Raw genomic sequence first — 24,445 nt, forward strand, 5'->3', positions numbered from 1 at the left:
GGGAGAAGGTGAGACACAATAGGATAGCAAACCGTTGCTACAAGGGGCATTAGGAGAACTAAAGTGAGATATAATGAGTTTGAGGGTAATGGCTTATTTGATAATACGGCATGAACTAATCGTTCTTTCGTAATTTATTGAATTGAAAGCCAAGCTCATTGTTGAGTTTGGCTTTTTTTTGGCTTGTCGATCCGTGATAGTCGCTGATTACTCTCCAGTGCGACAGCAGCGACCTTTGTCGACGTTTGCTGAGTCCAAGGCTGCTAGAATCGAACAATGGCTTGCATCATCGTCTACGTGACCACAACACGCATCATTAATCTTTTTAAGTGCGGTGCGAATCTTAGTTAACTCGGTAATCTTCTCATCAATCATCTCTAATTTTGCTGAGGTAATCGACTTCACTTCAGCGCAACTGTGCTGTGTGGCCTCGAGGCGAATCTCAAGCAATTCTTTAATCTCGTCCAAACTCAGCCCCAACGCTTTAGATTTGAGAATAAACGTCACCTGTTTCTGGTTATTTTCATCATATAGGCGATAACCCGAGTCACTGCGACTGGCTGGCGCGATCAGGTTATTCTTCTCATAAAATCGCAAGGTATCGGCTGTCACACCGCATCGCTTCGCTAATTCACCGATCTGAAACATGTTTTTTCCTACTGTTTCGTCCATTCCACAATTAACCTTATCGTTACTTTTCAGGCTGAAATGGCACTTTTCATAATTAATTTTGAGATGCCAAACGATTGCGCGAGCTTTTTTGTAATAAATTAGTTAGAATCTGCGCCATCAAATTTGGAGTTGGTTATCTTATAGCTTAATCATAAGACTAACCCAAAAGGTCTTTACCAAAACTGGCCAATATTTTATCTCTTACTGGTATCTAAGATAATCCACGCTAAGAAGATAGAAACAAGTTCTTTTTTGGCAAATATCTTTATTTTAACCCCATGAATTTGAGGAAGATGGAAGCATGAATAACGCTCGTCCAATTCGCCGCGCTCTAATCAGCGTATCAGACAAAACTGGTATCGTTGAATTTGCACAAGCTCTTGCTAACCGTGGTGTAGATATCCTATCTACCGGTGGCACTGCTCGCCTGCTTGCTGAAAAAGGCATCTCTGTTACAGAAGTATCTGACTACACTGGTTTCCCAGAAATGATGGATGGCCGTGTTAAGACTCTGCACCCAAAAGTTCATGGTGGTGTTCTAGGCCGTCGTGGCCAAGATGATGACGTTATGGAAACTCACGGTATCAACCCTATCGATATGGTTGTTGTAAACCTATACCCATTCGCAGAAACCGTTGCTAAAGAAGGTTGTACCCTTGCTGATGCTGTTGAGAACATCGACATCGGCGGCCCTACAATGGTTCGCTCTGCAGCGAAAAACCACAAAGACGTAACGATCGTTGTTAACGCACACGACTACGAGCGCGTTGTCGCTGAAATGGACACGAACGATAAATCTCTAACACTAGAGACTCGCTTCGACCTCGCTATCGCAGCATTCGAGCACACCGCTTCTTACGACGGCATGATCGCAAACTACTTCGGCACTATGGTTCCATCTTACGGTGAGAACAAAGAAGGTGACGAACCTTCTCCTGAAAACAAGAGCAAATTCCCTCGCACGTTCAACCAACAGTTCGAGAAAAAGCAAGACATGCGCTACGGTGAGAACAGCCACCAGGCAGCCGCATTCTACGTTGAAGCAAACCCTGAAGAAGCATCAGTTTCTACAGCTCGCCAGATTCAAGGTAAAGCCCTTTCTTACAACAACATCGCTGACACCGACGCAGCACTTGAGTGTGTGAAAGAGTTCGACCAGCCAGCATGTGTGATCGTTAAGCACGCTAACCCATGTGGTGTTGCACTAGGTGAAGACATCCTAGAAGCTTACGACCGTGCATTCAAAACAGACCCAACGTCTGCATTTGGCGGCATCATCGCTTTCAACCGTGAGCTAGACGCTGCAACAGCAACGGCTATCACTGAGCGTCAATTCGTTGAAGTTATCATTGCACCATCAGTTTCTGCTGAAGCAGTAGCAATCGTAGCGGCTAAGAAAAACCTTCGCCTACTTGAGTGTGGTGAGTGGACAACGAAGACAACTGGCTTTGACGTTAAACGCGTTAACGGTGGTTTGCTAGTTCAAGACCGCGACCAAGGCATGGTATCTGAAGATGACCTGAAAGTGGTTTCTAAGCGCCAGCCAACAGCTGAAGAATTGAAAGATGCTCTATTCTGCTGGAAAGTAGCGAAATACGTTAAATCTAACGCTATCGTTTACTCGAAAGGCGACATGACAATTGGTGTTGGCGCTGGCCAAATGAGCCGCGTTTACTCTGCGAAAATCGCAGGCATCAAAGCTGCAGACGAAGGTCTAAAGGTTGAAGGTTGTGTAATGGCATCTGACGCGTTCTTCCCATTCCGTGACGGTATCGACGCGGCAGCAGAAGCTGGCATCAAGTGTGTTATCCAACCGGGTGGTTCTATGCGTGATGACGAAGTTATCGCAGCAGCAGACGAACACGGCATGGCGATGATCTTTACGGGCATGCGTCACTTCCGCCACTAGAAAGAAAAGATACGAGAGCGCTTCGCTACGGGAAACGAGAACGCTGCGCTCCGAGATGAGCAACACTATCATTTAGTGTTGCTCAGACATTTTTTAGTTCTACTACTATCAATTTTGATTGAAGGTTTAAAACATGAATGTATTGATTATTGGTGCTGGCGGTCGTGAGCATGCACTAGGTTGGAAAGCAGCACAAAACCCAAACGTTGAAAAAGTATTCATCGCTCCAGGTAACGCAGGCACCGCACTTGAGCCTAAACTTGAGAACGTAAACATCGGCGTTGAAGACATCGCTGGGTTAGTCGCGTTTGCTCAAGAGAAAGAAATCGAACTGACCATCGTTGGCCCTGAAGCACCGTTAGTCATTGGTGTGGTTGACGCATTTCGAGAAGTAGGTCTACCTATCTTTGGTCCAACTCAAGCAGCAGCGCAACTTGAAGGTTCTAAAGCATTCACCAAAGACTTCCTAGCTCGTCATGACATCCCAACAGGTTCTTACGCTAACTTCACTGAAATTGAGCCAGCTCTCGCTTACGTTCGTGAGCAAGGCGCGCCAATTGTAGTTAAAGCTGACGGCCTTGCGGCTGGTAAAGGCGTTATCGTTGCGATGACACTGGAAGAAGCAGAAGACGCAATCAAAGACATGCTAGCAGGCAACGCATTTGGCGAAGCAGGCAGCCGTGTGGTTATCGAAGAGTTCCTTGAAGGCGAAGAGGCAAGCTTTATCGTAATGGTCGATGGCTCTAGCGTTCTCCCTATGGCCACCAGCCAAGATCACAAACGTGTTGGCGACAAAGACACAGGCCCTAACACGGGCGGCATGGGTGCTTACTCTCCTGCGCCGGTTGTAACTCCAGAAATCCACAACCGTATCCTTGAGGAAGTTATCTACCCAACGGTACGTGGTATGGACGCAGAAGGCGCACCTTACACAGGTTTCCTTTACGCTGGCCTAATGATCGATGCTGACGGCACACCTAAAGTTATCGAATACAACTGCCGCTTTGGCGACCCTGAAACGCAACCTATCATGATGCGTATGGAGTCAGACCTTGTTGAACTTTGCCTAATGGCTATCGACGAGAAGCTCGACGAAGCAGAATCGAAGTGGGATCCACGCGCTTCTATCGGTGTTGTTCTTGCGGCTGGCGGTTACCCTGCTGACTACGCAAAAGGTGACGTTATTTCACTACCAACAAGCGAAGTTGAAGGCCAAAAGGTTTTCCACGCGGGTACGACAAATAATGAAGCTGGCGACGTTGTGACAAACGGCGGTCGTGTACTTTGTGCAACAGCACTGGGCAATACGGTTTCTGAGGCTCAAGAGCGCGCTTACGCGTTGACGAAGCAAGTTAGCTGGAATGGTATGTTCCACCGCAATGATATTGGTTACCGTGCGATTGCGCGCGAACAAGAGCAGTAAACAATCTTGTTGCTCGCTTACTTTCCAATAACAGTAAGCAAATGACAGCAAGTGAATAACAGAAAAAGGCGCCTCAATAGGCGCCTTTTTATTATCTCATTTACACAAGAATCTGTATTTGTACAGACAAATAGGCACTTAGCCTACAGTAGGCCAAATACTCTTAATTCTTTGATTACTCGCTATTCTTTCAACAATGATGGCCTAACGACACAATCATGGCTGTCTTCAGCCAGCATCAGTAACTCTTCCACGCTCATCTTACCCAGTGAATCACTGCCAAGAAACGCCGCATAGCTTTCCACAGACGCCAATCGGTCAATCACGAAGCCTGGCAAGGTCTGGTTAAATTCAATGCGATCAAACTCACCACCAGCGCACGTTTTAAAAGAGCTGCCATTCCAGTAACCCTGAATCAGCCTAAGCCCTTCATCATGCTGCTTCGTTGTGGTCTCTAGAACCGACGTCGCTTCTTTCTGATAGTTTTCAAGCTGCTTGGCTTGGATAGGTAAGATTTTGCTATCAATACGATACTGTTGATACACAGCTTCGCCTGACTTATTGAAACGCACATGGACTCGATAGGGAACCAGCTCATTAGAAGAGTTACGCTGCTCGCCTTCACGAATGAATTCTCGAAGCACGCCTTCTGACCAAGCATAATCAGTTTGGTACCAGCCGTAATCGCCGACAGTGACGTAGTCAGCTGAAGTATGAGGTTGTGTTAGCTTGTTTGTAACCCAGTAGAAACTCGTCGCGTCGCCCATGACTTGGCCGCCAGTGTGAGTTTCAAATTGCTCTAGGTTTTTGCGAGGGCTTGTTGAAGAACAGCCAATAAGAAATGTAGATAATAGTGAAACGAGAAGAAATGCTTTTTTCATAAAAACCTGTACCGAGGTGGAATACGACTACCTCGGTACAGTTTAGATTATTTCACTGAATCTTTCAGCGCTTTACCTGCAACAAATGCTGGAACATTTGCAGCAGCGATTTGGATCTCATCACCAGTTTTTGGGTTACGACCAGTGCGAGCTGCACGGTGGTTTACTTTAAAAGTACCAAAACCAATTAGCTGAACTTGATCGCCATCTTTAAGAGCATCTGTAACACCGCCAAGAGTCGCTTCTAGAGCAGCTTTAGCTTGTGCTTTAGAAAGGTCCGCTTTTTCAGCAATAAAGTCGATTAATTGAGTCTTGTTCATTTTAGGTTTCCCTTCTTTGTATTTTTGAATTCAATTCACTCTAAAACATAAATGCCCCATCTGGCAAAGGTTTGTCGTCGATCTTTAGCTCTAATGCCGTAGTTTTAGCCATAATATGAGTAATAACTCACAATTTGTTACTGATTTTATTAAGCAAGCCCTTGTTTAAAAGGGGCTGAGAGCAAAATTAATGATGACCTAGCCACTACTTTTTCACTATAATCCACGCTGAATCGCTGCTAAAGCGTACAATTTAATTTAAGGGCAAACATGCTGCTGCTATCTATTTACGTCTCCATTGCTATTGGAGTTTCTTTCATTTGTTCTGTTTTGGAAGCTGTACTTTTGAGTATTAGTCCGAGCTACATTGCTCAACTAAAACAAAATGGGCACCCTGCAGCAGAGTCTTTAGACAAACTGAAAACAGATATTGACCGCCCGCTTGCGTCAATTTTAACGCTCAACACCATCGCCCATACTATCGGTGCTGCGACAGCAGGTGCACAAGCGGCTGTCGTTTTTGGTAGCCAATGGTTAGGTGTCTTCTCTGCCGTGCTAACGCTAGGTATCTTGGTATTATCTGAGATTGTTCCAAAGACCATTGGTGCAACCTACTGGCGTCAACTTGCCCCTGCTTCGGCAAGCGTGCTGCGCTGGATGGTGTTCTTCCTAACACCGTTTGTCTGGTTCTCAGAACAGATCACCAAACGTCTTGCTCGTGGCCACCAAGCACCAAAAATGCGTGATGAGCTATCTGCAATGGCGATTTTGGCAAAAGAGAGCGGCGAGTTTGCAGAAGGCGAATCAAAAATCCTGAGCAACCTACTGGGTATTCAAGATGTACCCGTGACTCAAATAATGACGCCGCGCCCAGTGGTATTCCGTGTTGATGCGGAAATGAGTGTCAATACCTTCCTAGAACAACATAAAGACACGCCATTCTCACGCCCGCTGGTTTACAGCGAGCAGAGTGACAACATCATCGGTTTTGTTCACCGCTTAGAGCTGTTTAGATTGCAGCAAGCCGGTTGTGGTGAGAAAGCTCTGGGTGAAGTAATGCGCCCTATCCACGTGTTGCTGAACAACATGGGCTTGGCTAAAGCCTTTGACCAGATGATGGCAAACCGCCTGCAACTGTCTTTAGTTGTGGACGAATACGGCACTATTCAGGGCATCATCACCCTAGAAGACATCTTTGAGCACCTAGTGGGCGAAGAGATTGTCGATGAAGCGGATAAGACGACTGATATGCAAGAACTGGCGTTCCAACGCTGGGAGAAGTGGAAAGAGACACACGGTGTTATCGAAAACCGCGATGACGAGGACGAGCTAGAGGAAGAAACTCCAGCAGACAACGACTCTTCAGATGCAAAATCAACGAATGACGACGACGCATCAAAAGACAAAGTGCAGAACGAAGACAAAAAAGACGCTTAATCTCAATTTGATACCGTCAGATACCACAAAGGCTCCCTAGGGAGCCTTTGTTTTTATTCGTACCTTGGTGCAATTGCGAATTATAGCGCAACACCAATGTTACTGACTGGGTCTTCACGCAGTTCGTGGCGTAGGTCTTTGATCAGCTCTAAGTCACGCTCAGTCGTTTCACGTAGAGGTCGGAAAATGGCCCACTGAACGTCCCACTCTTCACACACCGCTTCGTTTTCTTTCTGGTTTTCGTTCGTCACTTCTTCAGCGCCTTGAGCAAACTCAAGCTCAGCAACCGTCTTCACCGATTGTTGACTCACTTTAATTACCGCTTCCAACATATGTTCACGGTCAAGCAGACCATGAATTAGCGTTGCTAGGCCTTGGCATGCGTCCATTGCTGGGTAAACACCATAAAAATCAAAATCATCACCGCTAGGGAATAGCTCTTCAACCTTCTCAAGTTGACGCTCAAAGTTCACCTTTGCTGTTTTAACCGTCAGGATTTCCCAAATGCTATCCAAAACATCACGATAGATTCGAGCTTCCGCAAATTCTGTATTCTCACAAAACATGGCATAGTTAGGGTACATACGCTCACATAGACACGCCATAAAGGTAATTTGTTGCCAAGGTTCTAACTTTTCAAGACGAACCTGCAGTGGATTCTGAAGCATAGTCACTCAATAATTGCAGAAAAAGACAGCGAAAGTGTACTTGATAAACCCTGGGGGGAAAAGGTAAGCCGATGAACAATTTTACGAATAAGCTCTATATTCTTACTGAGCATGACGATACCTATACGCAACTGATTCTAAACCAGGATTTACCCGACCTAGAAATCACTCAAAACCCCAAATCAGCACAGATTGTCTTGGCGTCACCACCTCTAATCGCAGAGCGCCTCGGCGAGTTTAAAGAGCTAGACTGGGTACAGAGTACCTATGCCGGAATCAATAAACTCACTCAGCCAGATCTGCGTCAGGACTATACGCTAACCAACGTCAAAGGCATCTTTGGTCCGGCTATCGCAGAATACGTATTGGGTTACACAATCAGTCACTGTAGACACTTCCCTCATTACCACCAGCATCAACAACAACGAAACTGGCAGCCACAGCTTTATACTAGCCTAACTGACAAAACTATGGTGATTTTAGGAACAGGTTCAATCGGCAGTCATTTGGCAAAAACCGCGGCGGCTTTTGGTATTCATACCATAGGTGTCAACCGTACCGGCATCCCATCCAAACAAGAAACCTTTAAAGAGACTTTCCACATCAATGAGATAGAGGCTGCCCTTAAGCAGGCCGATATTGTGGTCAACACCTTGCCATCAACCGCTGAAACCTATCAGCTGTTGAACCAAACCACGTTAGGTTACTGCTCTAATGTGTTGCTGTTTAATGTCGGTCGAGGGGAAAGCATCGACAATAAAGCCTTGTTGCTCGCCATAAAAAACAGATGGGTAGAACACGCATTTTTAGATGTGTTTGAAAGTGAACCCCTCTCTCAGGAACATCCTTTCTGGAAACTACCGCAAGTCACCATCACTCCACACATCGCTGCACTCAGTGAGCCAAGACAAGTAGTCGAGATCTTCGCAGAGAATTACAAACAGTGGCGAGATGGCTTTACACTTAATCATGTCATCGATTTTGATAAAGGTTACTGATGTCCTCTTCGTTACTTAAAGAGATTCGACAATGCCGAGCTTGTGAGCCTCACCTATCACACGGTGCTAACCCGGTGATTCAAGCGCATCCAAACGCGCGCTTGCTGATCATAGGTCAAGCGCCGGGTATCAAGGTGCATGAGTCGTCGACCCCTTGGAATGACGCGAGTGGCGAACGATTAAGAGGATGGTTAGGGATAGATAGCGATACTTTTTACGACGAGCAAAAAGTCGCGATTGTGCCTATGGGGTTTTGTTATCCGGGGAAAGGGAAAAGTGGTGATCTTCCACCACGCAAAGAGTGCGCGGAGCTTTGGCATAACAAAGTGCTGCAATCTCTACCCAATATTCAAATGACACTGCTGATTGGCCAGTACGCACAAAACCATTACCTAACAAACAAGACCACCAGCACATTGACCGAAACCGTGCGTGATTGGCAAAGGTGGGCGCCTGAGTTTTTGCCATTACCCCACCCTTCGCCACGCAATAATATCTGGCTCAAGAAGAACCCTTGGTTTGAAAGTGAAGTCATTCCTTATATCAGGAAACACATCTCTGAGCATTTGGCCTACCATGATCCAAATACCTAATTAACTGCACACAACAAGATTAAACCGCCATCAAATGCCAATTTCAGGCAATAAAAAAGCGCTGTTGGTTTCCCAACAGCGCTTTCAATAATCTTACTCAGAATTACTTGTGGTAAGGCTTAGACAATTCGTGAACAGCGTCAACGAATACACCAGCGTTCTCTGGCGGTACATCTAAGTGGATACCGTGGCCTAGGTTAAATACATGACCTGTACCACCGTCGCCGAAGCCTTCAAGGATGCTGCCCACTTCTTCGCGAATACGTTCAGGCTGAGCGTAAAGCATTGAAGGATCCATGTTACCTTGCAGAGCAACTTTGTCGCCGATGCGAGCTTTTGCATCTGCGATGTTGATAGTCCAGTCTAGACCAACCGCATCACAACCTGTTGCTGCGATAGACTCAAGCCACATGCCACCGTTCTTAGTGAACAGAGTAACCGGTACTCGACGACCTTCGTTTTCACGGATTAGGCCATCAACGATTTTGTGCATGTATTGCAGTGAGAATAGGTTGTAGTCACGAGGAGTCAGTACACCACCCCATGTATCAAATACCATTACCGATTGAGCACCCGCTTTAATTTGCGCGTTCAGGTATTCGATAACACTGTCAGCCAGCTTATCTAGAAGCAGGTGCAGCGTTTGTGGTTCTGCGTACATCATCTTCTTGATCTTAGTGAATGCTTTAGAGCTTCCACCTTCAACCATGTATGTCGCTAGAGTCCATGGGCTACCAGAGAAACCAATCAGTGGCACTTCGCCTTTCAGGTCTTTACGGATCTGACGAACCGCATTCATTACGTATTGAAGCTCGCCTTCTGGATCAGGTAGGCCAATCTTCTCTACGTCAGCTTTACACGTGATAGGACGCTCAAACTTAGGACCTTCACCTGTTTCAAAGTACAAACCTAAGCCCATTGCATCAGGGATAGTTAGGATGTCTGAGAACAAGATTGCCGCATCAAGCGGGAAACGACGTAAAGGTTGAAGTGTTACTTCTGATGCCAGTTCCGCGTTTTTGCACAAAGACATGAAATCGCCCGCTTCAGCGCGCGTTGCTTTGTATTCAGGAAGATAGCGGCCAGCTTGGCGCATCATCCATACCGGTGTGTAATCAACAGGCTGTTTTAAAAGTGCGCGTAAATAGCGATCGTTTTTTAATTCGGTCATTCCGTTAAATTCCAATTCAATCTTGTCTAGTTTTGATGGCAAGTATTCTAACACTGATTGAAGGGTAAAAGCTGTGTGCTTTGCAACCTAGATCAAGTTATTAACTTTTAAATCAATGCTTAATTTGCACCCAATTACGGGAGCATGTTAAAAATTTGTTCGCTAGCGAAAATTACAATTATAACATCTGAGTAGTCACTACTCAGCATCTCATAACGACATCTTACTTACCCCCTCCACTTGTGGAGGGTTTTTTTTTAGCTTTTGACCACCCATAGGCCAAATACTATCACAGGCAAATTAGTGCTCTAGCATCTGCTCCGTCACACCATCTTTTATCACGTCATCAACGGTTTTCTCAATCAACTGTCTCGCAATAGTTCCAACAGGAGCAACATCAGGTAGGCTTGTTACGTCAAACCATTGAGCATCCGATAGCTCGCTGTAGTCAGGCTTAAGCGTACCACCAGCATAATCTGCGAGAAAGCCCATCATCATACTCGATGGAAACGCCCATGGTTGGCTGCCAAAATAACGAATATTATCGACATCGATACCCGTTTCTTCTTTGACTTCTCTTGCCACACACTGCTCTAAGGTCTCTCCAACCTCTAGGAAGCCCGCTATCACGGTATACATGCCTGTTTTATGTCTTGGGTGCTGCGCAAGCAATATCTTGTTGTCGTTTCGTACAGCGACAATGATGCATGGGAAGATACGAGGGTAATGAAGTGTGCGGCAATCTCCACACTGCATCGCCACCTGGTTATGATTGAGATGATTTCGACCACCACACTGAGGGCAAAAACGCATACTTTGAGTCATATGCCCATATTGGATGGCTTTGCTTGCAGTCAAGAAACTCACTTCAGGCCAGTGCAGTAACTCTCTTAGGCTAACCATGTTCAGCTCATTCTCCACATCACAATCGTTGAGCCAATACACCTTGCGACCTTGATGCTGACCAATACAGATTGCATGCTCCACACTCAGCCCAAGCTCTTCAGCAGAGCCAAACGGAAACTGATCATTATTAACCCAAATATCACTACCAGAAACGACGCACCAATAAGCTTGCTCTGTCATTTTGTTATCACTTTTTTTTAACATCCCTATGCCTCATTGCTTGCAGTTCGTTCATTTTACTGGCAATCTAATTTCATACTAGAGTTGTAGCAGAGAATATTTCAAGCTATTAATTTTAGTAGCTACCAATAAAACGGACCCTGCTTAGGCAATTACTTGATCACAAGGTTGTGATCAGATCATGAGGACATGGTCATGCTAAATAAATTCAAACAAATACAAGAACAATGGGGTGGCTCTAATGAGGTCATCGATCATTGGCTCGAAACTCGACAGTCTCTAATCGTTGAGTATTGTAAGCTAGGTGCCCTGCAGCCAGCTAGCAACGGGCAATCAAACGTTGTTGAACTCCCTTCCCCTAAAGAAATAAGCTCATTCTGTGATCATGTTGTCGATTATATCTCAGAGGGTCATTTTAAGATCTACGATATGGTCATGAAAAAATGGCAAGCAACAGGCTTTAAAACCAATGACGAGATTGATACAACTTACGCGAAGATCGTACTTACAACCGAGCCGCTTCTAGAATTCAATGATAAGTACGTTAAAGTAAATGCAGACGATGAGTTGCCTAACTTCGAAGGAGATATGTCCAAAATAGGTGAACTACTCGAACTACGTTTTGAAGTAGAAGATAATCTTATCCAGCTTATTGCAGACAGTTTAGCGATTCCACCAGGCGCTTAGTTAGCCGAATCCTTAATAAGCTTGCCTCTGTGCAAGCTTTTTGTTTTGTCTGTAAGGTTATCCAAACTACCCAGAACCTTTCAGACAGAGCTTACTCGCTCGCCCTGACCTTTAGCCATAAGCATATGGTTACAGCCCTAATCAGCCTAATCATCTCTACCCTTTATCTTACTGGCCTCAAAGAGCACTCTTCAGGACATAAATCCAACCTCACCAGCTAGATAAGCACACCTATCACTTTATAAGTCATAGCTAAATACCAATACGCCAGATACAAAAAAGGCACCCGAAGGTGCCTTTTTCTTATCTCTTAGAGACTACTCGTAGAGCTTACTCTTCTGAAGAGAAGCCAGCGTTTAGAAGTGCTGCTAGATTGTCAGTAGCTTGTTCAGCTGAAGGACCTTCTTGCTCTTCTTCACGTTGTTTTTGACGCTCTTGGTGGTATGCGAAACCAGTACCAGCTGGGATCAGACGACCAACAATTACGTTCTCTTTCAGACCGCGAAGGTCATCACGCTTACCAGAAACCGCAGCTTCTGTTAGTACGCGAGTCGTTTCTTGGAACGATGCAGCTGAGATGAATGACTCAGTTGCAAGAGATGCTTTAGTAATACCTAGTAGATCACGTTCGAAACGTACTAGTTCTTTACCTTCAGCTTCTAGCTTACGGTTAGCAATCTTAACATTGTGGTACTCAACTTGTTCGCCAGGTAGGAACGGAGAGTCACCAGAATGAGTGATTGTACACTTACGTAGCATTTGACGAACGATAGTCTCGATGTGCTTATCGTTAATCTTTACGCCTTGTAAGCGGTAAACTTCTTGAACTTCGTTCGCGATGTACTGAGTTACTGCGTGGATACCACGTAGACGCAGGATATCGTGTGGAGTTTCAGGACCGTCGGCGATTACATCACCACGTTCAATCTTCTCACCTTCGAACACGTTCAATTGACGATGCTTAGGAATCATCTCTTCGTAAGCGTCACCGCCTTCACGAGTGATTACTAGACGACGCTTACCTTTCGTTTCTTTACCGAAAGACACAGTACCTGTGTGCTCAGCAAGGATCGCAGGCTCTTTAGGCTTACGAGCTTCGAATAGGTCAGCTACGCGTGGTAGACCACCGGTGATATCTTTGTTTCCGCTCGATTTTTGAGGGATACGAGATAGTGTGTCACCGATGCCAACTTCAGCGCCATCTTCGATGTTTACAATCGCTTTGCCAGGTAGGAAGTAGTGAGCTGGCATATCAGTACCAGGGATCATTACGTCGTTACCTTGCTCATCAACAAGTTTGATAGCTGGACGCATATCTTTACCTGCTGCTGGGCGAGCTGCTGCGTCTGTAACTTCACTTGAAGAAAGACCCGTTAGATCGTCAGTTTGACGAGAAACTGTAATACCATCGATCATATCTACGAATTGGATACGACCTGCCACTTCAGTGATGATTGGCATGGTATGCGCTTCCCAGTTAGCTACAACTTCACCAGCAGTAACTGCTGCGTTGTCGCCTTTGGTTAGCATCGAACCGTAAGGAAGTTTGTGCTTCTCTTTAGTACGGCCGAATTCATCAATAATCGTCATCTCAGATGCACGAGAAGTGATAACCAGTTTCTTATCTTTGTTAACTACGAACTTAGCATTGTGAAGTTTCACAGTACCAGTTGTCTTAGCTTGGATGCTGTTCTCTGCTGCTGCAGTAGATGCCGCACCACCGATGTGGAACGTACGCATCGTTAGCTGTGTACCCGGTTCACCGATAGATTGTGCAGCGATAACACCAACTGCTTCACCTTGGTTCACTAGGTGACCACGTGCTAGGTCACGACCGTAACACTGTGCACAACAACCGAAGTCTGCATCACAGGTAACAACAGAGCGCACTTTCATGCTATCTACTGAGTTGTCTTCCATGATTTGACACCACTTCTCATCAATCAGAGTATTACGTGGAATCAGTACATCTTCAGTACCAGGCTTAAGAACGTCTTCAGCTACTACACGACCTAGAGCAAGCTCAGAAAGTGCAACTTTAACGTCACCACCTTCGATGTGAGGCATCATGTCGATACCTTCATGCGTGCCACAGTCATGTTCGTGTACTACAACGTCTTGAGCAACGTCTACTAGACGACGAGTTAGGTAACCCGAGTTTGCTGTTTTCAGTGCTGTATCCGCAAGACCCTTACGAGCACCGTGCGTTGAGATAAAGTACTGAAGGACGTTTAGACCTTCTTTAAAGTTCGCTGTGATCGGCGTTTCGATGATTGAACCATCTGGACGCGCCATCAGACCACGCATACCTGCTAGCTGACGAATCTGAGCTGCAGAACCACGTGCGCCCGAGTCGGCCATCATGTAGATGCTGTTGAACGATTCTTGCTGTTCTTCTTCGCCGTCACGGTTGATAACTGTTTCAGAAGATAGGTTATCCATCATTGCTTTCGCAACGCGGTCATTCGTAGATGCCCAGATATCGATAACTTTGTTGTAACGCTCACCCGCAGTAACAAGACCAGATTGGAATTGCTCTTGGATTTCGCGAACTTCTTCTTCAGCAGATTCAATTTCATCGTATTTCGCTTGAGGTACAACCATATCGTCGATACCTACAGAAACACCAGAAAGTGCAGCGTATGCAAAACCTGCGTACATGATTTGGTCAGCAAATACTACTGTATCTTTTAGACCAAGCTTACGGTAACACTCGTTAAGAAGAGTAGAGATCTGCTTCTTACCTAACTTTTGGTTAACGATGCTGTACGGTAGGCCAGCTGGAACGATTTGCCATAGCATTGCACGGCCGACAGTTGTATCAACCATCTTCGTTTCAGTAGTGCTGTTACCATCTTCGTCTACTACAGTTTCGGTGATACGTACTTTAACGCGAGCGTGTAGCTCAGCAGTCTTAGTACGGTATGCCTTTTCAGCCTCAGCAGGGCCAGCAAGGTACATACCTTCGCCTTTCACGTTGATCTTGTCACGTGTCATGTAGTAAAGACCCAATACAACGTCCTGAGAAGGTACGATGATCGGATCACCTGACGCTGGCGACAGAATGTTATTCGTCGACATCATCAGTGTACGTGCTTCAAGCTGTGCTTCTAGAGTTAGAGGCACGTGTACCGCCATTTGGTCACCATCGAAGTCGGCGTTGTATGCCGCACACACTAGTGGGTGAAGCTGAATCGCTTTACCTTCGATTAGTACTGGTTCAAACGCTTGGATACCTAGACGGTGAAGTGTAGGTGCACGGTTAAGCAGTACTGGGTGTTCGCGGATTACTTCGTCCAGGATATCCCAAACGATAGCTTCTTCGCGCTCTACCATCTTCTTAGCAGCTTTGATTGTCGTAGCCATGCCACGAGTTTCTAGCTTGCTGTAGATGAACGGCTTAAATAGCTCAAGTGCCATCTTCTTAGGAAGACCACACTGATGTAGACGAAGGTATGGACCTACTGTGATTACAGAACGGCCAGAGTAGTCTACACGTTTACCTAGAAGGTTCTGACGGAAACGACCTTGTTTACCCTTGATCATATCAGCAAGAGATTTCAGAGGACGCTTGTTAGAACCAGTGATAGCACGACCACGACGACCGTTATCTAGAAGTGCATCAACAGACTCTTGCAGCATACGCTTTTCGTTACGTACGATGATGTCCGGAGCAGCTAGCTCTAGAAGGCGCTTCAAACGGTTGTTACGGTTGATCACACGACGGTAAAGGTCGTTCAGATCTGAAGTCGCAAAACGACCGCCATCTAGTGGTACTAGAGGACGTAGATCTGGCGGCAGAACCGGAAGTACAGTCAGAATCATCCATTGCGGATCGTTACCCGATGCAATGAACGCTTCAACTAGCTTCAGGCGCTTAGTAACTTTTTTACGCTTAGTTTCTGAGTTAGTCGTTTCTAACTCTTCGCGCATTTCTTCCACTTCTTGATGAAGGTCCATTGTTGCAAGCAGATCTTTGATCGCTTCAGCACCCATCTTAGCAGTAAATTCGTCACCCCACTCTTCTAGGCGATCCAGATACTCTTCTTCAGTAAGCATCTGAGATTTTTCTAGATCAGTCATACCTGGTTCAGTTACTACGTACATCTCGAAGTAAAGAACACGTTCGATATCACGTAGAGGGATATCCATTAGTAGACCGATACGAGACGGCAGTGATTTTAGGAACCAGATGTGAGCAACTGGTGAAGCTAGCTCGATGTGGCCCATGCGGTCACGACGAACTTTAGTTTGTGTAACTTCAACGCCACACTTCTCACAGATAACACCACGGTGCTTCAGGCGCTTGTATTTGCCACAAAGACATTCGTAGTCTTTAACTGGACCAAAAATACGTGCACAGAACAGACCATCACGTTCAGGTTTGAACGTACGATAGTTAATTGTTTCCGGCTTTTTAACTTCACCAAAAGACCATGAACGGATCATGTCTGGTGAAGATAGACCGATTTTGATTGCATCAAATTCTTCGGTCTTATGCTGTGCTTTTAGAAAGTTTAATAAGTCTTTCACATTCAGCTCCTGTAAGGAGTTAAAGGAGCTCACTGCTGTAGCAAGCTCCCTTTTACCAAATAATCCTATCTTCTTTTAAAAAGAAGGAGGGATTACTCTTCGTCTTCTAGCTCGATGTTGATACCTAGCGAGCGAATCTCTTTCAACAGTACGTTGAACGACTCAGGCATACCAGGTTCCATGCTATGGTTACCGTCTACGATGTTCTTATACATCTTAGTACGGCCGTTAACGTCATCTGACTTAACTGTTAGCATTTCTTGTAGAGTATATGCAGCACCGTATGCTTCTAGTGCCCATACTTCCATCTCACCGAAACGCTGACCACCGAACTGAGCTTTACCACCAAGTGGTTGCTGAGTTACTAGGCTGTAAGAACCAGTTGAACGAGCATGCATCTTGTCATCAACCAAGTGGTTCAGTTTCAGCATGTACATGTAACCAACAGTTACAGGACGCTCAAACGAATCACCAGTACGACCATCAAACAGTTTAAGCTGACCAGATTCTGGCAGATCACCCAGTTTAAGTAGTTCTTTGATTAGAGACTCAGAAGCACCGTCGAACACAGGAGTAGCAATCGGTAGACCGCCACGTAGGTTCTTGATCAGTGTACGAACTTGATCATCAGACAGTTCAGCAATATCAACTTTCTGACGAGTATCACCAAGATCGTAAACCTTCTGTAGGAACTCACGGAACTTATGCAGTTCTTGTTGTTCCTTAACCATTTGGTTGATCTTGTCACCGATACCTTTCGCAGCCAAACCTAAGTGAACTTCTAGGATCTGACCGATGTTCATACGCGATGGTACACCCAGCGGGTTAAGTACGATGTCTACAGGCTGACCTTTCTCATCGTATGGCATGTCTTCAACAGGGTTAATCTTAGAGATTACACCTTTGTTACCGTGACGACCGGCCATCTTATCACCAGGCTGGATACGACGTTTAACCGCTAGGTAAACTTTAACAATCTTAAGAACGCCAGGCGCTAGATCATCACCTTGAGTGATTTTACGACGCTTAGTTTCAAACTTCTTATCGAAGTCTGCTTTTAGCTCATCCCACTGCTCAGCAAGTTGCTCAAGCTGTGTTTGTAGCGCATCGTCTTCTAGAACTTGCTCTAGCCATTGCTTACGACCGATAGTATCAAGCTTAGCTTCAGAGTAACCACCAGACAGAAGTACAGCTTTAACACGGTTAAGAAGGCCACCCTCAAGAATTTGGAACTCTTCAGTTAGGTCTTTCTTAGCTTCTTTAAGCTGCATCTGTTCGATTTCAAGTGCACGCTTGTCTTTCTCTACGCCATCGCGAGTGAAGACTTGTACATCGATGATAGTACCCGAAACAGAGTTTGGTACACGTAGAGAAGTATCTTTAACATCAGATGCTTTCTCACCGAAGATAGCACGCAGCAGCTTCTCTTCAGGAGTCAGTTGAGTTTCACCTTTAGGGGTTACTTTACCAACTAGGATGTCGCCACCCTTAACTTCAGCACCAATGTAAACGATACCTGACTCGTCTAGTTTAGACAGAGCAGACTCACCTACGTTTGGAATATCAGCTGTGATCTCTTCAGAACCCAGCTTAGTATCACGAGCCACACAAGATAGTTCTTGGATGTGGATTGTCGTGAAACGGTCTTCTTGAACTACGCGCTCAGATACTAAGATCGAGTCTTCGAAGTTGTAACCGTTCCAAGGCATGAATGCGATACGCATGTTTTGGCCAAGAGCTAGTTCACCAAGGTCTGTTGAAGGACCATCAGCAAGAACATCGCCACGTGCAACTGGTTCACCAGGAAGTACAGTTGGACGTTGGTTAATACATGTGTTTTGGTTCGAACGCGTGTACTTAGTTAGGTTGTAGATATCGATACCAGCTTCGCCAGGTACCAATTCATCTTCGTTAACCTTAACTACGATACGAGAAGCGTCTACAGACTGAACTTGACCACCACGTTTAGCAACCGCTGTAACACCAGAGTCAACTGCGATGTTACGTTCGATACCAGTACCTACTAGAGGCTTATCAGCCTTAAGTGTTGGTACAGCTTGACGTTGCATGTTGGCACCCATCAATGCACGGTTCGCATCATCGTGTTCTAGGAACGGGATAAGCGAAGCAGCGATAGATACTACTTGGTTTGTCGCAACGTCCATGTAGTCAACGTGATCGCGTGGGTGAAGACCAGATTCACCTTTTTGACGAGCTGTGATTAGCTCATCTGCAAACGTACCTTCTTCAGTAAGAATGGTGTTTGCTTGCGCGATTACGAATTGACCTTCCTGGATTGCAGACAGGTAATCAACTTCTTCTGTTACTACACCATCTACTACACGACGGTACGGAGTTTCTAGGAAACCGTAATCGTTACAACGTGCAAACGCAGATAGTGAGTTAATTAGACCGATGTTTGGACCTTCAGGCGTTTCGATCGGACATAGACGACCGTAGTGAGTTACGTGAACGTCACGTACTTCGAAGCCTGCGCGCTCACGAGTAAGACCACCAGGACCTAAAGCAGAGATACGACGTTTGTGCGTAACTTCTGACAATGGGTTGTTTTGGTCCATGAACTGTGAAAGCTGTGAAGAGCCAAAGAATTCTTTAACTGCAGCAGAGATCGGCTTAGCGTTGATAAGATCTTGAGGCATGATTGCATCAAGGTCACCAAGGCTTAGGCGCTCTTTAACGGCACGTTCTACACGAACTAGACCAACACGGAATTGGTTTTCTGCCATTTCACCTACAGAACGGATACGACGGTTGCCAAGGTGGTCGATATCGTCCACTTCACCAATACCGTTACGGATACCAATCAGTTTCTTCATCACTTCGATGATGTCTGATTCATCCAGAGTACCGCGCTCTTCTTCTTCTTCACGCTCGATAGAGCTGTTGAACTTCATACGGCCTACAGTTGATAGGTCGTAACGTTCTTCAGAGAAGAATAGGCTTTCGAATAGAGACTCTGCAGCTTCTTTCGTTGGTGGCTCGCCAGGACGCATCATGCGGTAGATTTCTACCAATGCAGAGATGCGATCTACTGTGCTATCTGCACGTAGAGTGTCTGACATGAATGGACCGTGATCTAGGTCATTCGTGAACAGAGTTTGTAGAGACTTGTGACCTGCTTGAGACAGGTTAGCAAGTGCTTCTAGGCTAATCTCTTGGTTCGCGCCAACGATGATCTCGCCAGTTGCTTCATTGATGTAATCTTTAGATGCAACTTTACCAACGATGTACTCTACTGGTACTTCGATGTGCTCAACGCCATCTTTTTCAAGTTGACGGATATGACGAGCAGTAACACGACGACCAGTCTCAACGTAAGTTTTTCCGTTTGCTTCGATGTCGAATGACGCAGTTTCACCACGTAGACGATCAGGAACCAACTCCATAAGAAGAGTTTGGTCTTTAACTTCGAAGTTCACCTTGTCGAAGAACAGATCTAGGATCTCTTCAGTCGATTTACCAAGTGCACGAAGAATAATCGATGCTGGTAGCTTACGACGACGGTCGATACGTACGAATAAGTTATCCTTAGGATCGAACTCAAAGTCTAACCATGAGCCACGGTAAGGAATTACACGTGCGTTATAAAGAACTTTACCTGATGAGTGGGTCTTACCCTTATCACTGTCGAAGAACACGCCTGGGCTTCGGTGCAGCTGGGATACGATAACCCTCTCGGTACCATTAATTACGAAAGTACCATTGTCTGTCATAAGCGGAATTTCGCCCATGTAGACTTCTTGTTCTTTAATGTCTTTTACAGTACCTGCTGGTGCATCTCGATCAAAGATAACTAGACGTAGTTTTACGCGTAGTGGCTTTGAGTAAGTAACACCGCGGATTTGACATTCTTTAACGTCAAAAACTGGCTCACCAAGACGGTAGCTAACGTATTGCAGCTCAGAATTGCCGTTGTAGCTCTGAATTGGAAATACAGAACGGAAAGCAGCTTCAAGACCGTATTGACCTTCTGGATCCTGTTCGATGAATTTGTCGAAAGAATCAAGCTGGATCGATAACAGGTATGGAATGTCCAAAACTTGTGGACGAGTACCAAAATCCTTACGGATGCGCTTTTTCTCGGTATAAGAGTAAACCATGGGGTTCCTCAGCTCGCTGATAAGTGACCCAAACCACCCAAAACACTCTTCAGAGGGGGTGGTGACAAACAGCTGTTTAGTGGTAGTGAACAATCATTTCGAAAAAATGACTGTTTTTTTGCTCGGATTATGACGGTTAAACAGCGGAAATTTCGTCATAGCCCTACAGCGCAAAAAGGCCGGTGGTTAATAAACCACCAGCCATTAGCCTTGCGGCTATGAAATTAAGTAATAATTACTTGATTTCAACAGAAGCGCCAGCTTCTTCTAGCTGTGCTTTAAGAGCTTCAGCTTCAGCTTTGTCAACGCCTTCTTTAAGCGCTGCAGGAGCTGAGTCTACAAGACCTTTAGCTTCTTTAAGACCTAGGCCAGTTGCGCCACGTACAGCTTTGATAACTTGTACTTTGTTAGCGCCAGCAGCAGTTAGGATAACGTCGAATTCAGTTTGCTCAGCAGCAGCGTCGCCGCCAGCTGCGCCACCAGCTACAACTGCAGCTGCAGCTGAAACGCCGAATTTCTCTTCCATAGCTTCGATAAGCTCAACAACTTGCATTACAGACATTTCTGCAACTGCGTCTAGGATTTGCTCGTTAGTAATAGACATAACAATTCTCTTTTAAGTCAACAATAAGTTTAATTTGCAACCAGTGAAAAGCAAGGCTTAAGCCACTGCTTCTTCTTTTTGGTCACGTAGTGCAGCGATAGTACGAACCAGCTTGCCAGCAGAAGCTTCTTTCATGCACATCATTAGGCGTGCGATAGCTTCGTCGTAAGTTGGTAGTGTCGCTAGTACTTCAGCATCAGTAACTGCGCCTTCAAATGCAGCAGCTTTGATCTCGAAATCTTTGTTCTCTTTAGCGAAGTCTTTGAAAAGACGCGCTGCAGCACCTGGGTGCTCGTTAGAGAACGCGATCAGAGTTGGACCAGTGAAAGTGTCTACTAGACACTCGTAGTCTGTACCCTGAACCGCACGGCGTGCTAGTGTGTTACGAACAACTTTCATGTAAACACCCGCTTCGCGAGCTTGTTTACGTAGAGAAGTCATTGCGCCAACTTCAACGCCACGAGAATCAGCTACAACTGCAGAAAGTGCACCACTGGCAGCTTCGTTGACTTCAGCAACAATTGCTTTTTTGTCTTGAAGATTTAAAGCCATTTGGATTAACCTCTGGTTGTGATTACAGCACCCAATACAAAATGTATTGAGCGTTTACGATGTTATTTAAAAATGAATAAATCCACTTCAAACCACAACATCGCCTACGTAGGTTTTATTAAGCTATCAATAATCTAATGAAAATCGACAGCGCCTACGGTCTTGGGATAGATGATTTCAAATTGCTTTAAAACCACCCAACCACAAATATTAGGCGCAGAATTATACACTAAATCTGCGCCTAAGCAAATTAGTTTGCTTGAGTATCAAGACTAGCTTGATCAACAGCAACACCAGCACCCATCGTAGTAGAGATGCTTACTTTCTTCAGGTAAGAACCCTTAGCTGAAGAAGGCTTAGCTTTCTTAAGAGCAACTAGAAGTGCTTCTAGGTTCTCTTGAAGCTGGTTAGCTTCGAAAGATGCTTTACCGATAGTAGTGTGGATGATGCCGTTCTTGTCGTTACGGTAACGAACCTGACCAGCTTTAGCGTTCTTAACCGCTTCAGCAACGTTAGGAGTTACAGTACCAACTTTAGGGTTTGGCATAAGGCCGCGTGGACCTAGGATTGTACCTAGTTGACCAACAACACGCATTGCATCTGGAGAAGCAACAACTACGTCGAAGTTCATTTCGCCTTTTTTCACTTGCTCAGCAAGATCTTCCATACCAACGATATCTGCGCCAGCAGCTTTAGCAGCTTCTGCGTTTGCACCTTGAGTGAAAACAGCAACGCGGATGTCACGGCCAGTACCGTGAGGTAGCACAGTTGCGCCACGAACGTTTTGGTCAGATTTACGAGCATCGATGCCTAGGTTAACAGCAACATCTACAGACTCAACGAATTTAGCAGTCGCTAGTTCTTTAAGAAGAGCAACAGCTTCGCTGATTTCGTATTCTTTAGTTGAGTCAACTTTGTCGCGGATTACGCGCATACGCTTAGTAAGTTTAGCCATGATCTTATCCCTCTACCACTAGGCCCATTGAACGAGCAGTACCAGCAATAGAACGTTTCATTGCTTCGATGTCAGCACCAGTCATATCAGCAGCTTTAGTTTCTGCGATTTCCTGAACTTGAGCGTCAGTAACAGTACCAACTTTCTCAGTGTTTGGACGACCTGAACCAGACTTAACGCCAGCAGCTTTCTTAAGAAGAACAGCAGCAGGTGGAGTCTTAGTTACGAACGTGAAAGAACGGTCGTTGTAAACAGTAATAACTACTGGAGTAGGTAGACCTTTCTCAACAGATTCTGTTTTTGCGTTGAACGCTTTACAGAATTCCATGATGTTCACGCCGTGTTGACCTAGAGCAGGACCAACCGGTGGACTTGGGTTTGCCATACCAGCTGCAACTTGCAGTTTGATATAAGCTTCAACTTTCTTAGCCATGATATTTCCTAATATTTTGGGTACATGCGCTAGCCGCAAGGCGAGCTCCCCATAAATTCAATTAACTCTTTTTTACTTCCACAGAAGCAAAAAGGCGCGAAATTATAATCATAATTCGCGCCTTTAACAACCCTAAAAAGGTGATTTTTTATACTCTTTTATTTTGAACAACTTATGAAGTATTTATCCACAGCTTGTTCAAAACTTAGAGTTTTAGTCCAGTTTTTCAACCTGACCAAATTCAAGCTCAACCGGTGTTGCACGACCAAAGATCGATACAGATACCTTAATGCGGCTTTTCTCGTAATCTACTTCTTCAACAGTACCGTTGAAGTCAGCAAATGGACCATCGTTCACACGAACCACTTCACCCGCTTCGAACATTGTCTTAGGACGTGGAGACTCGCTCGCTTTCTCTAGACGGTTCAAGATAGCATCAGCTTCTTTATCAGTGATTGGTGCAGGACGATCAGAGGTACCACCAATGAAGCCCATAACACGCGGAATGCTGCGTACTAAGTGCCATGATTCATCATTCATGATCATTTGAACTAATACGTAGCCAGGGAAGAATTTACGTTCACTTTTACGGCGTTGGCCTGCACGCATTTCCACTACTTCTTCAGTAGGTACTAGCACATCGCCAAATAGTTCTTCCATGTTGTGCATTTTAATATGCTCGCGTAGCGACTGTGCAACACGACCTTCAAAGCCAGAAAAGGCTTGAACTACATACCAACGTTTTTTTGGAGCTTCACTCATGAATCAGAACCCTCTACACCCCAGTTGCTAGAGAAACTAGACGGACCATAATGCCGTCAATTCCCCAAAGCACTAGAGACATAACAATACATACAGCTAAAACGATCAATGTAGTTTGCATAGTTTCTTGGCGAGTAGGCCAAACAACTTTACGAATCTCCATACGAGATTCTTTTGCAAAATCGATCGCAGCTTTACCTTTAGTTGTTGTTGCTGCAACGCCTAGTGCGGCAGCAATCAGCACAACTACACCTGCAGCGCGAATTACAACAGACAATTCACCATACAGGTAATTACCCACAACAGCAGCAGCCAACAGAACAAAAGCGACAATCCACTTCATTGTATCTGCTGCACCTGAGCTATCAGGAGTTTCAGCGTTTGCTTTCATAAAACCAACCTGTGATAAGTCTTAAATATAGACGACAATAACCCCGCTGTTGCAGGGCACATTCCTTTGCGTTGCAAAACAACACATCTAACAGTCATTTTAGTCAAAAAGACCGTTTAATTCTTTGCTAAGAGCAAAAATCGATGTCAAAACATCCAACTCTTTTTTTAGCGCAGAAAAAGGGCATCAAATGATGCCCTTTTTACTAGTGGTTCGTCAAATCTTATGCAAAGATTTTAGCTACAACAC

General features: G+C 45.3%; 20 protein-coding genes. 6 read left to right on the plus strand and 14 right to left on the minus strand.

What is annotated here, in order from left to right:
• Positions 1-207: 207 nt before the first annotated feature.
• Positions 208-648 carry a Zn(2+)-responsive transcriptional regulator gene (zntR, locus tag AB4154_RS02630; protein ID WP_017062704.1) on the minus strand — a complete coding sequence of 147 codons (441 nt, stop codon included), beginning with the start codon at positions 646-648 and terminating at the stop codon, positions 208-210.
• 325 nt (positions 649-973) lie between these two features.
• Here zntR and purH point away from each other — a divergent pair, with 325 nt between their 5' ends.
• Together purH and purD are read left to right on the plus strand one after the other, a co-directional pair.
• On the plus strand, positions 974-2,581 hold the full coding sequence (gene purH / locus AB4154_RS02635; RefSeq protein WP_372122117.1) for a bifunctional phosphoribosylaminoimidazolecarboxamide formyltransferase/IMP cyclohydrolase: 1,608 nt from the start codon (positions 974-976) through the stop codon (positions 2,579-2,581).
• A 133-nt stretch (positions 2,582-2,714) separates the two neighbouring features.
• Positions 2,715-4,004 carry a phosphoribosylamine--glycine ligase gene (purD, locus tag AB4154_RS02640; RefSeq protein WP_372122118.1) on the plus strand — a complete coding sequence of 430 codons (1,290 nt, stop codon included), beginning with the start codon at positions 2,715-2,717 and terminating at the stop codon, positions 4,002-4,004.
• Positions 4,005-4,186: 182 nt separating this feature from the next.
• On the opposite strand, the gene AB4154_RS02645 is transcribed toward purD, so the two are convergent.
• Complete coding sequence (locus tag AB4154_RS02645) at positions 4,187-4,885, minus strand: DUF1481 domain-containing protein (RefSeq protein WP_017063655.1); 699 nt, start codon at positions 4,883-4,885, stop codon at positions 4,187-4,189.
• Between the two features lie 47 nt (positions 4,886-4,932).
• Positions 4,933-5,205: a nucleoid-associated protein HU-alpha gene (hupA, locus tag AB4154_RS02650; RefSeq protein ID WP_004729753.1), complete on the minus strand. Its 273-nt coding sequence runs from the start codon at positions 5,203-5,205 to the stop codon at positions 4,933-4,935.
• 270 nt (positions 5,206-5,475) lie between these two features.
• Between hupA and AB4154_RS02655 the strand changes: the two genes are divergently transcribed.
• The gene (locus tag AB4154_RS02655) at positions 5,476-6,642 is read left to right on the plus strand and encodes a CNNM domain-containing protein (protein WP_017068860.1); all 1,167 of its coding nucleotides are present in this window, start codon (positions 5,476-5,478) and stop codon (positions 6,640-6,642) included.
• Positions 6,643-6,722: 80 nt separating this feature from the next.
• Here AB4154_RS02655 and AB4154_RS02660 read toward each other — a convergent pair whose 3' ends face one another.
• Complete coding sequence (locus AB4154_RS02660) at positions 6,723-7,310, minus strand: YjaG family protein (protein ID WP_017062699.1); 588 nt, start codon at positions 7,308-7,310, stop codon at positions 6,723-6,725.
• A 71-nt stretch (positions 7,311-7,381) separates the two neighbouring features.
• Here AB4154_RS02660 and AB4154_RS02665 point away from each other — a divergent pair, with 71 nt between their 5' ends.
• Positions 7,382-8,308: a D-2-hydroxyacid dehydrogenase gene (locus AB4154_RS02665; protein ID WP_017063654.1), complete on the plus strand. Its 927-nt coding sequence runs from the start codon at positions 7,382-7,384 to the stop codon at positions 8,306-8,308.
• Entirely contained in the window at positions 8,308-8,901 is a 594-nt protein-coding gene (locus tag AB4154_RS02670) for a uracil-DNA glycosylase family protein (RefSeq protein ID WP_372111773.1), read from the plus strand. Before AB4154_RS02665 ends, AB4154_RS02670 begins: the two co-directional genes overlap by 1 nt.
• A 103-nt stretch (positions 8,902-9,004) precedes the next feature.
• Here the strand turns inward: AB4154_RS02670 and hemE are convergent, their stop codons facing one another.
• The gene (gene hemE / locus AB4154_RS02675; RefSeq protein ID WP_017060530.1) at positions 9,005-10,072 is read right to left on the minus strand and encodes a uroporphyrinogen decarboxylase; all 1,068 of its coding nucleotides are present in this window, start codon (positions 10,070-10,072) and stop codon (positions 9,005-9,007) included.
• Positions 10,073-10,372: 300 nt separating this feature from the next.
• Positions 10,373-11,182, minus strand: coding sequence for an NAD(+) diphosphatase (gene nudC / locus AB4154_RS02680; RefSeq protein ID WP_372122120.1), 810 nt, complete (start codon positions 11,180-11,182; stop codon positions 10,373-10,375).
• Between the two features lie 165 nt (positions 11,183-11,347).
• Between nudC and AB4154_RS02685 the strand changes: the two genes are divergently transcribed.
• Positions 11,348-11,845 carry an Rsd/AlgQ family anti-sigma factor gene (locus AB4154_RS02685; protein ID WP_032545724.1) on the plus strand — a complete coding sequence of 166 codons (498 nt, stop codon included), beginning with the start codon at positions 11,348-11,350 and terminating at the stop codon, positions 11,843-11,845.
• 330 nt (positions 11,846-12,175) lie between these two features.
• Here the strand turns inward: AB4154_RS02685 and rpoC are convergent, their stop codons facing one another.
• From rpoC to secE, 8 genes are all read right to left on the minus strand, one after another.
• A complete protein-coding gene (rpoC, locus tag AB4154_RS02690) occupies positions 12,176-16,378 on the minus strand; it encodes a DNA-directed RNA polymerase subunit beta' (protein WP_017060527.1) in 4,203 nt (1,400 codons plus the stop codon).
• Positions 16,379-16,470: 92 nt separating this feature from the next.
• Positions 16,471-20,499 carry a DNA-directed RNA polymerase subunit beta gene (rpoB, locus tag AB4154_RS02695; protein ID WP_017065638.1) on the minus strand — a complete coding sequence of 1,343 codons (4,029 nt, stop codon included), beginning with the start codon at positions 20,497-20,499 and terminating at the stop codon, positions 16,471-16,473.
• Positions 20,500-20,734: 235 nt separating this feature from the next.
• Complete coding sequence (rplL, locus tag AB4154_RS02700; protein WP_017060525.1) at positions 20,735-21,103, minus strand: 50S ribosomal protein L7/L12; 369 nt, start codon at positions 21,101-21,103, stop codon at positions 20,735-20,737.
• 57 nt (positions 21,104-21,160) lie between these two features.
• Positions 21,161-21,655 carry a 50S ribosomal protein L10 gene (gene rplJ, locus AB4154_RS02705; RefSeq protein ID WP_372122123.1) on the minus strand — a complete coding sequence of 165 codons (495 nt, stop codon included), beginning with the start codon at positions 21,653-21,655 and terminating at the stop codon, positions 21,161-21,163.
• Between the two features lie 250 nt (positions 21,656-21,905).
• Positions 21,906-22,610, minus strand: coding sequence for a 50S ribosomal protein L1 (gene rplA / locus AB4154_RS02710; RefSeq protein ID WP_017063651.1), 705 nt, complete (start codon positions 22,608-22,610; stop codon positions 21,906-21,908).
• A gap of 4 nt (positions 22,611-22,614) precedes the next feature.
• On the minus strand, positions 22,615-23,043 hold the full coding sequence (rplK, locus tag AB4154_RS02715; RefSeq protein ID WP_010435555.1) for a 50S ribosomal protein L11: 429 nt from the start codon (positions 23,041-23,043) through the stop codon (positions 22,615-22,617).
• 213 nt (positions 23,044-23,256) lie between these two features.
• Positions 23,257-23,805, minus strand: a complete 549-nt coding sequence (nusG, locus tag AB4154_RS02720; RefSeq protein WP_010435556.1) for a transcription termination/antitermination protein NusG — start codon at positions 23,803-23,805, stop codon at positions 23,257-23,259.
• Between the two features lie 13 nt (positions 23,806-23,818).
• Entirely contained in the window at positions 23,819-24,196 is a 378-nt protein-coding gene (gene secE / locus AB4154_RS02725; RefSeq protein WP_010435558.1) for a preprotein translocase subunit SecE, read from the minus strand.
• Positions 24,197-24,445: the final 249 nt, after the last annotated feature.

Origin of the sequence: Vibrio sp. 10N.286.51.B11 (genome assembly GCF_041469245.1) — a bacterium.
GTDB classification, from domain to species: domain Bacteria; phylum Pseudomonadota; class Gammaproteobacteria; order Enterobacterales; family Vibrionaceae; genus Vibrio; species Vibrio crassostreae_C.

Bases quoted from the DNA above. Each gene is read 5' to 3' on its own strand.
- zntR (WP_017062704.1), bottom strand. From the start codon at position 648: ATGTTTCAGATCGGTGAATTAGCGAAGCGATGCGGTGTGACAGCCGAT.
- purH (WP_372122117.1), top strand. From the start codon at position 974: ATGAATAACGCTCGTCCAATTCGCCGCGCTCTAATCAGCGTATCAGAC.
- purD (WP_372122118.1), top strand. From the start codon at position 2,715: ATGAATGTATTGATTATTGGTGCTGGCGGTCGTGAGCATGCACTAGGT.
- AB4154_RS02645 (WP_017063655.1), bottom strand. From the start codon at position 4,885: ATGAAAAAAGCATTTCTTCTCGTTTCACTATTATCTACATTTCTTATT.
- hupA (WP_004729753.1), bottom strand. From the start codon at position 5,205: ATGAACAAGACTCAATTAATCGACTTTATTGCTGAAAAAGCGGACCTT.
- AB4154_RS02655 (WP_017068860.1), top strand. From the start codon at position 5,476: ATGCTGCTGCTATCTATTTACGTCTCCATTGCTATTGGAGTTTCTTTC.
- AB4154_RS02660 (WP_017062699.1), bottom strand. From the start codon at position 7,310: ATGCTTCAGAATCCACTGCAGGTTCGTCTTGAAAAGTTAGAACCTTGG.
- AB4154_RS02665 (WP_017063654.1), top strand. From the start codon at position 7,382: ATGAACAATTTTACGAATAAGCTCTATATTCTTACTGAGCATGACGAT.
- AB4154_RS02670 (WP_372111773.1), top strand. From the start codon at position 8,308: ATGTCCTCTTCGTTACTTAAAGAGATTCGACAATGCCGAGCTTGTGAG.
- hemE (WP_017060530.1), bottom strand. From the start codon at position 10,072: ATGACCGAATTAAAAAACGATCGCTATTTACGCGCACTTTTAAAACAG.
- nudC (WP_372122120.1), bottom strand. From the start codon at position 11,182: ATGTTAAAAAAAAGTGATAACAAAATGACAGAGCAAGCTTATTGGTGC.
- AB4154_RS02685 (WP_032545724.1), top strand. From the start codon at position 11,348: ATGGTCATGCTAAATAAATTCAAACAAATACAAGAACAATGGGGTGGC.
- rpoB (WP_017065638.1), bottom strand. From the start codon at position 20,499: ATGGTTTACTCTTATACCGAGAAAAAGCGCATCCGTAAGGATTTTGGT.
- rplL (WP_017060525.1), bottom strand. From the start codon at position 21,103: ATGTCTATTACTAACGAGCAAATCCTAGACGCAGTTGCAGAAATGTCT.
- rplJ (WP_372122123.1), bottom strand. From the start codon at position 21,655: ATGGCTTTAAATCTTCAAGACAAAAAAGCAATTGTTGCTGAAGTCAAC.
- rplA (WP_017063651.1), bottom strand. From the start codon at position 22,610: ATGGCTAAACTTACTAAGCGTATGCGCGTAATCCGCGACAAAGTTGAC.
- rplK (WP_010435555.1), bottom strand. From the start codon at position 23,043: ATGGCTAAGAAAGTTGAAGCTTATATCAAACTGCAAGTTGCAGCTGGT.
- nusG (WP_010435556.1), bottom strand. From the start codon at position 23,805: ATGAGTGAAGCTCCAAAAAAACGTTGGTATGTAGTTCAAGCCTTTTCT.
- secE (WP_010435558.1), bottom strand. From the start codon at position 24,196: ATGAAAGCAAACGCTGAAACTCCTGATAGCTCAGGTGCAGCAGATACA.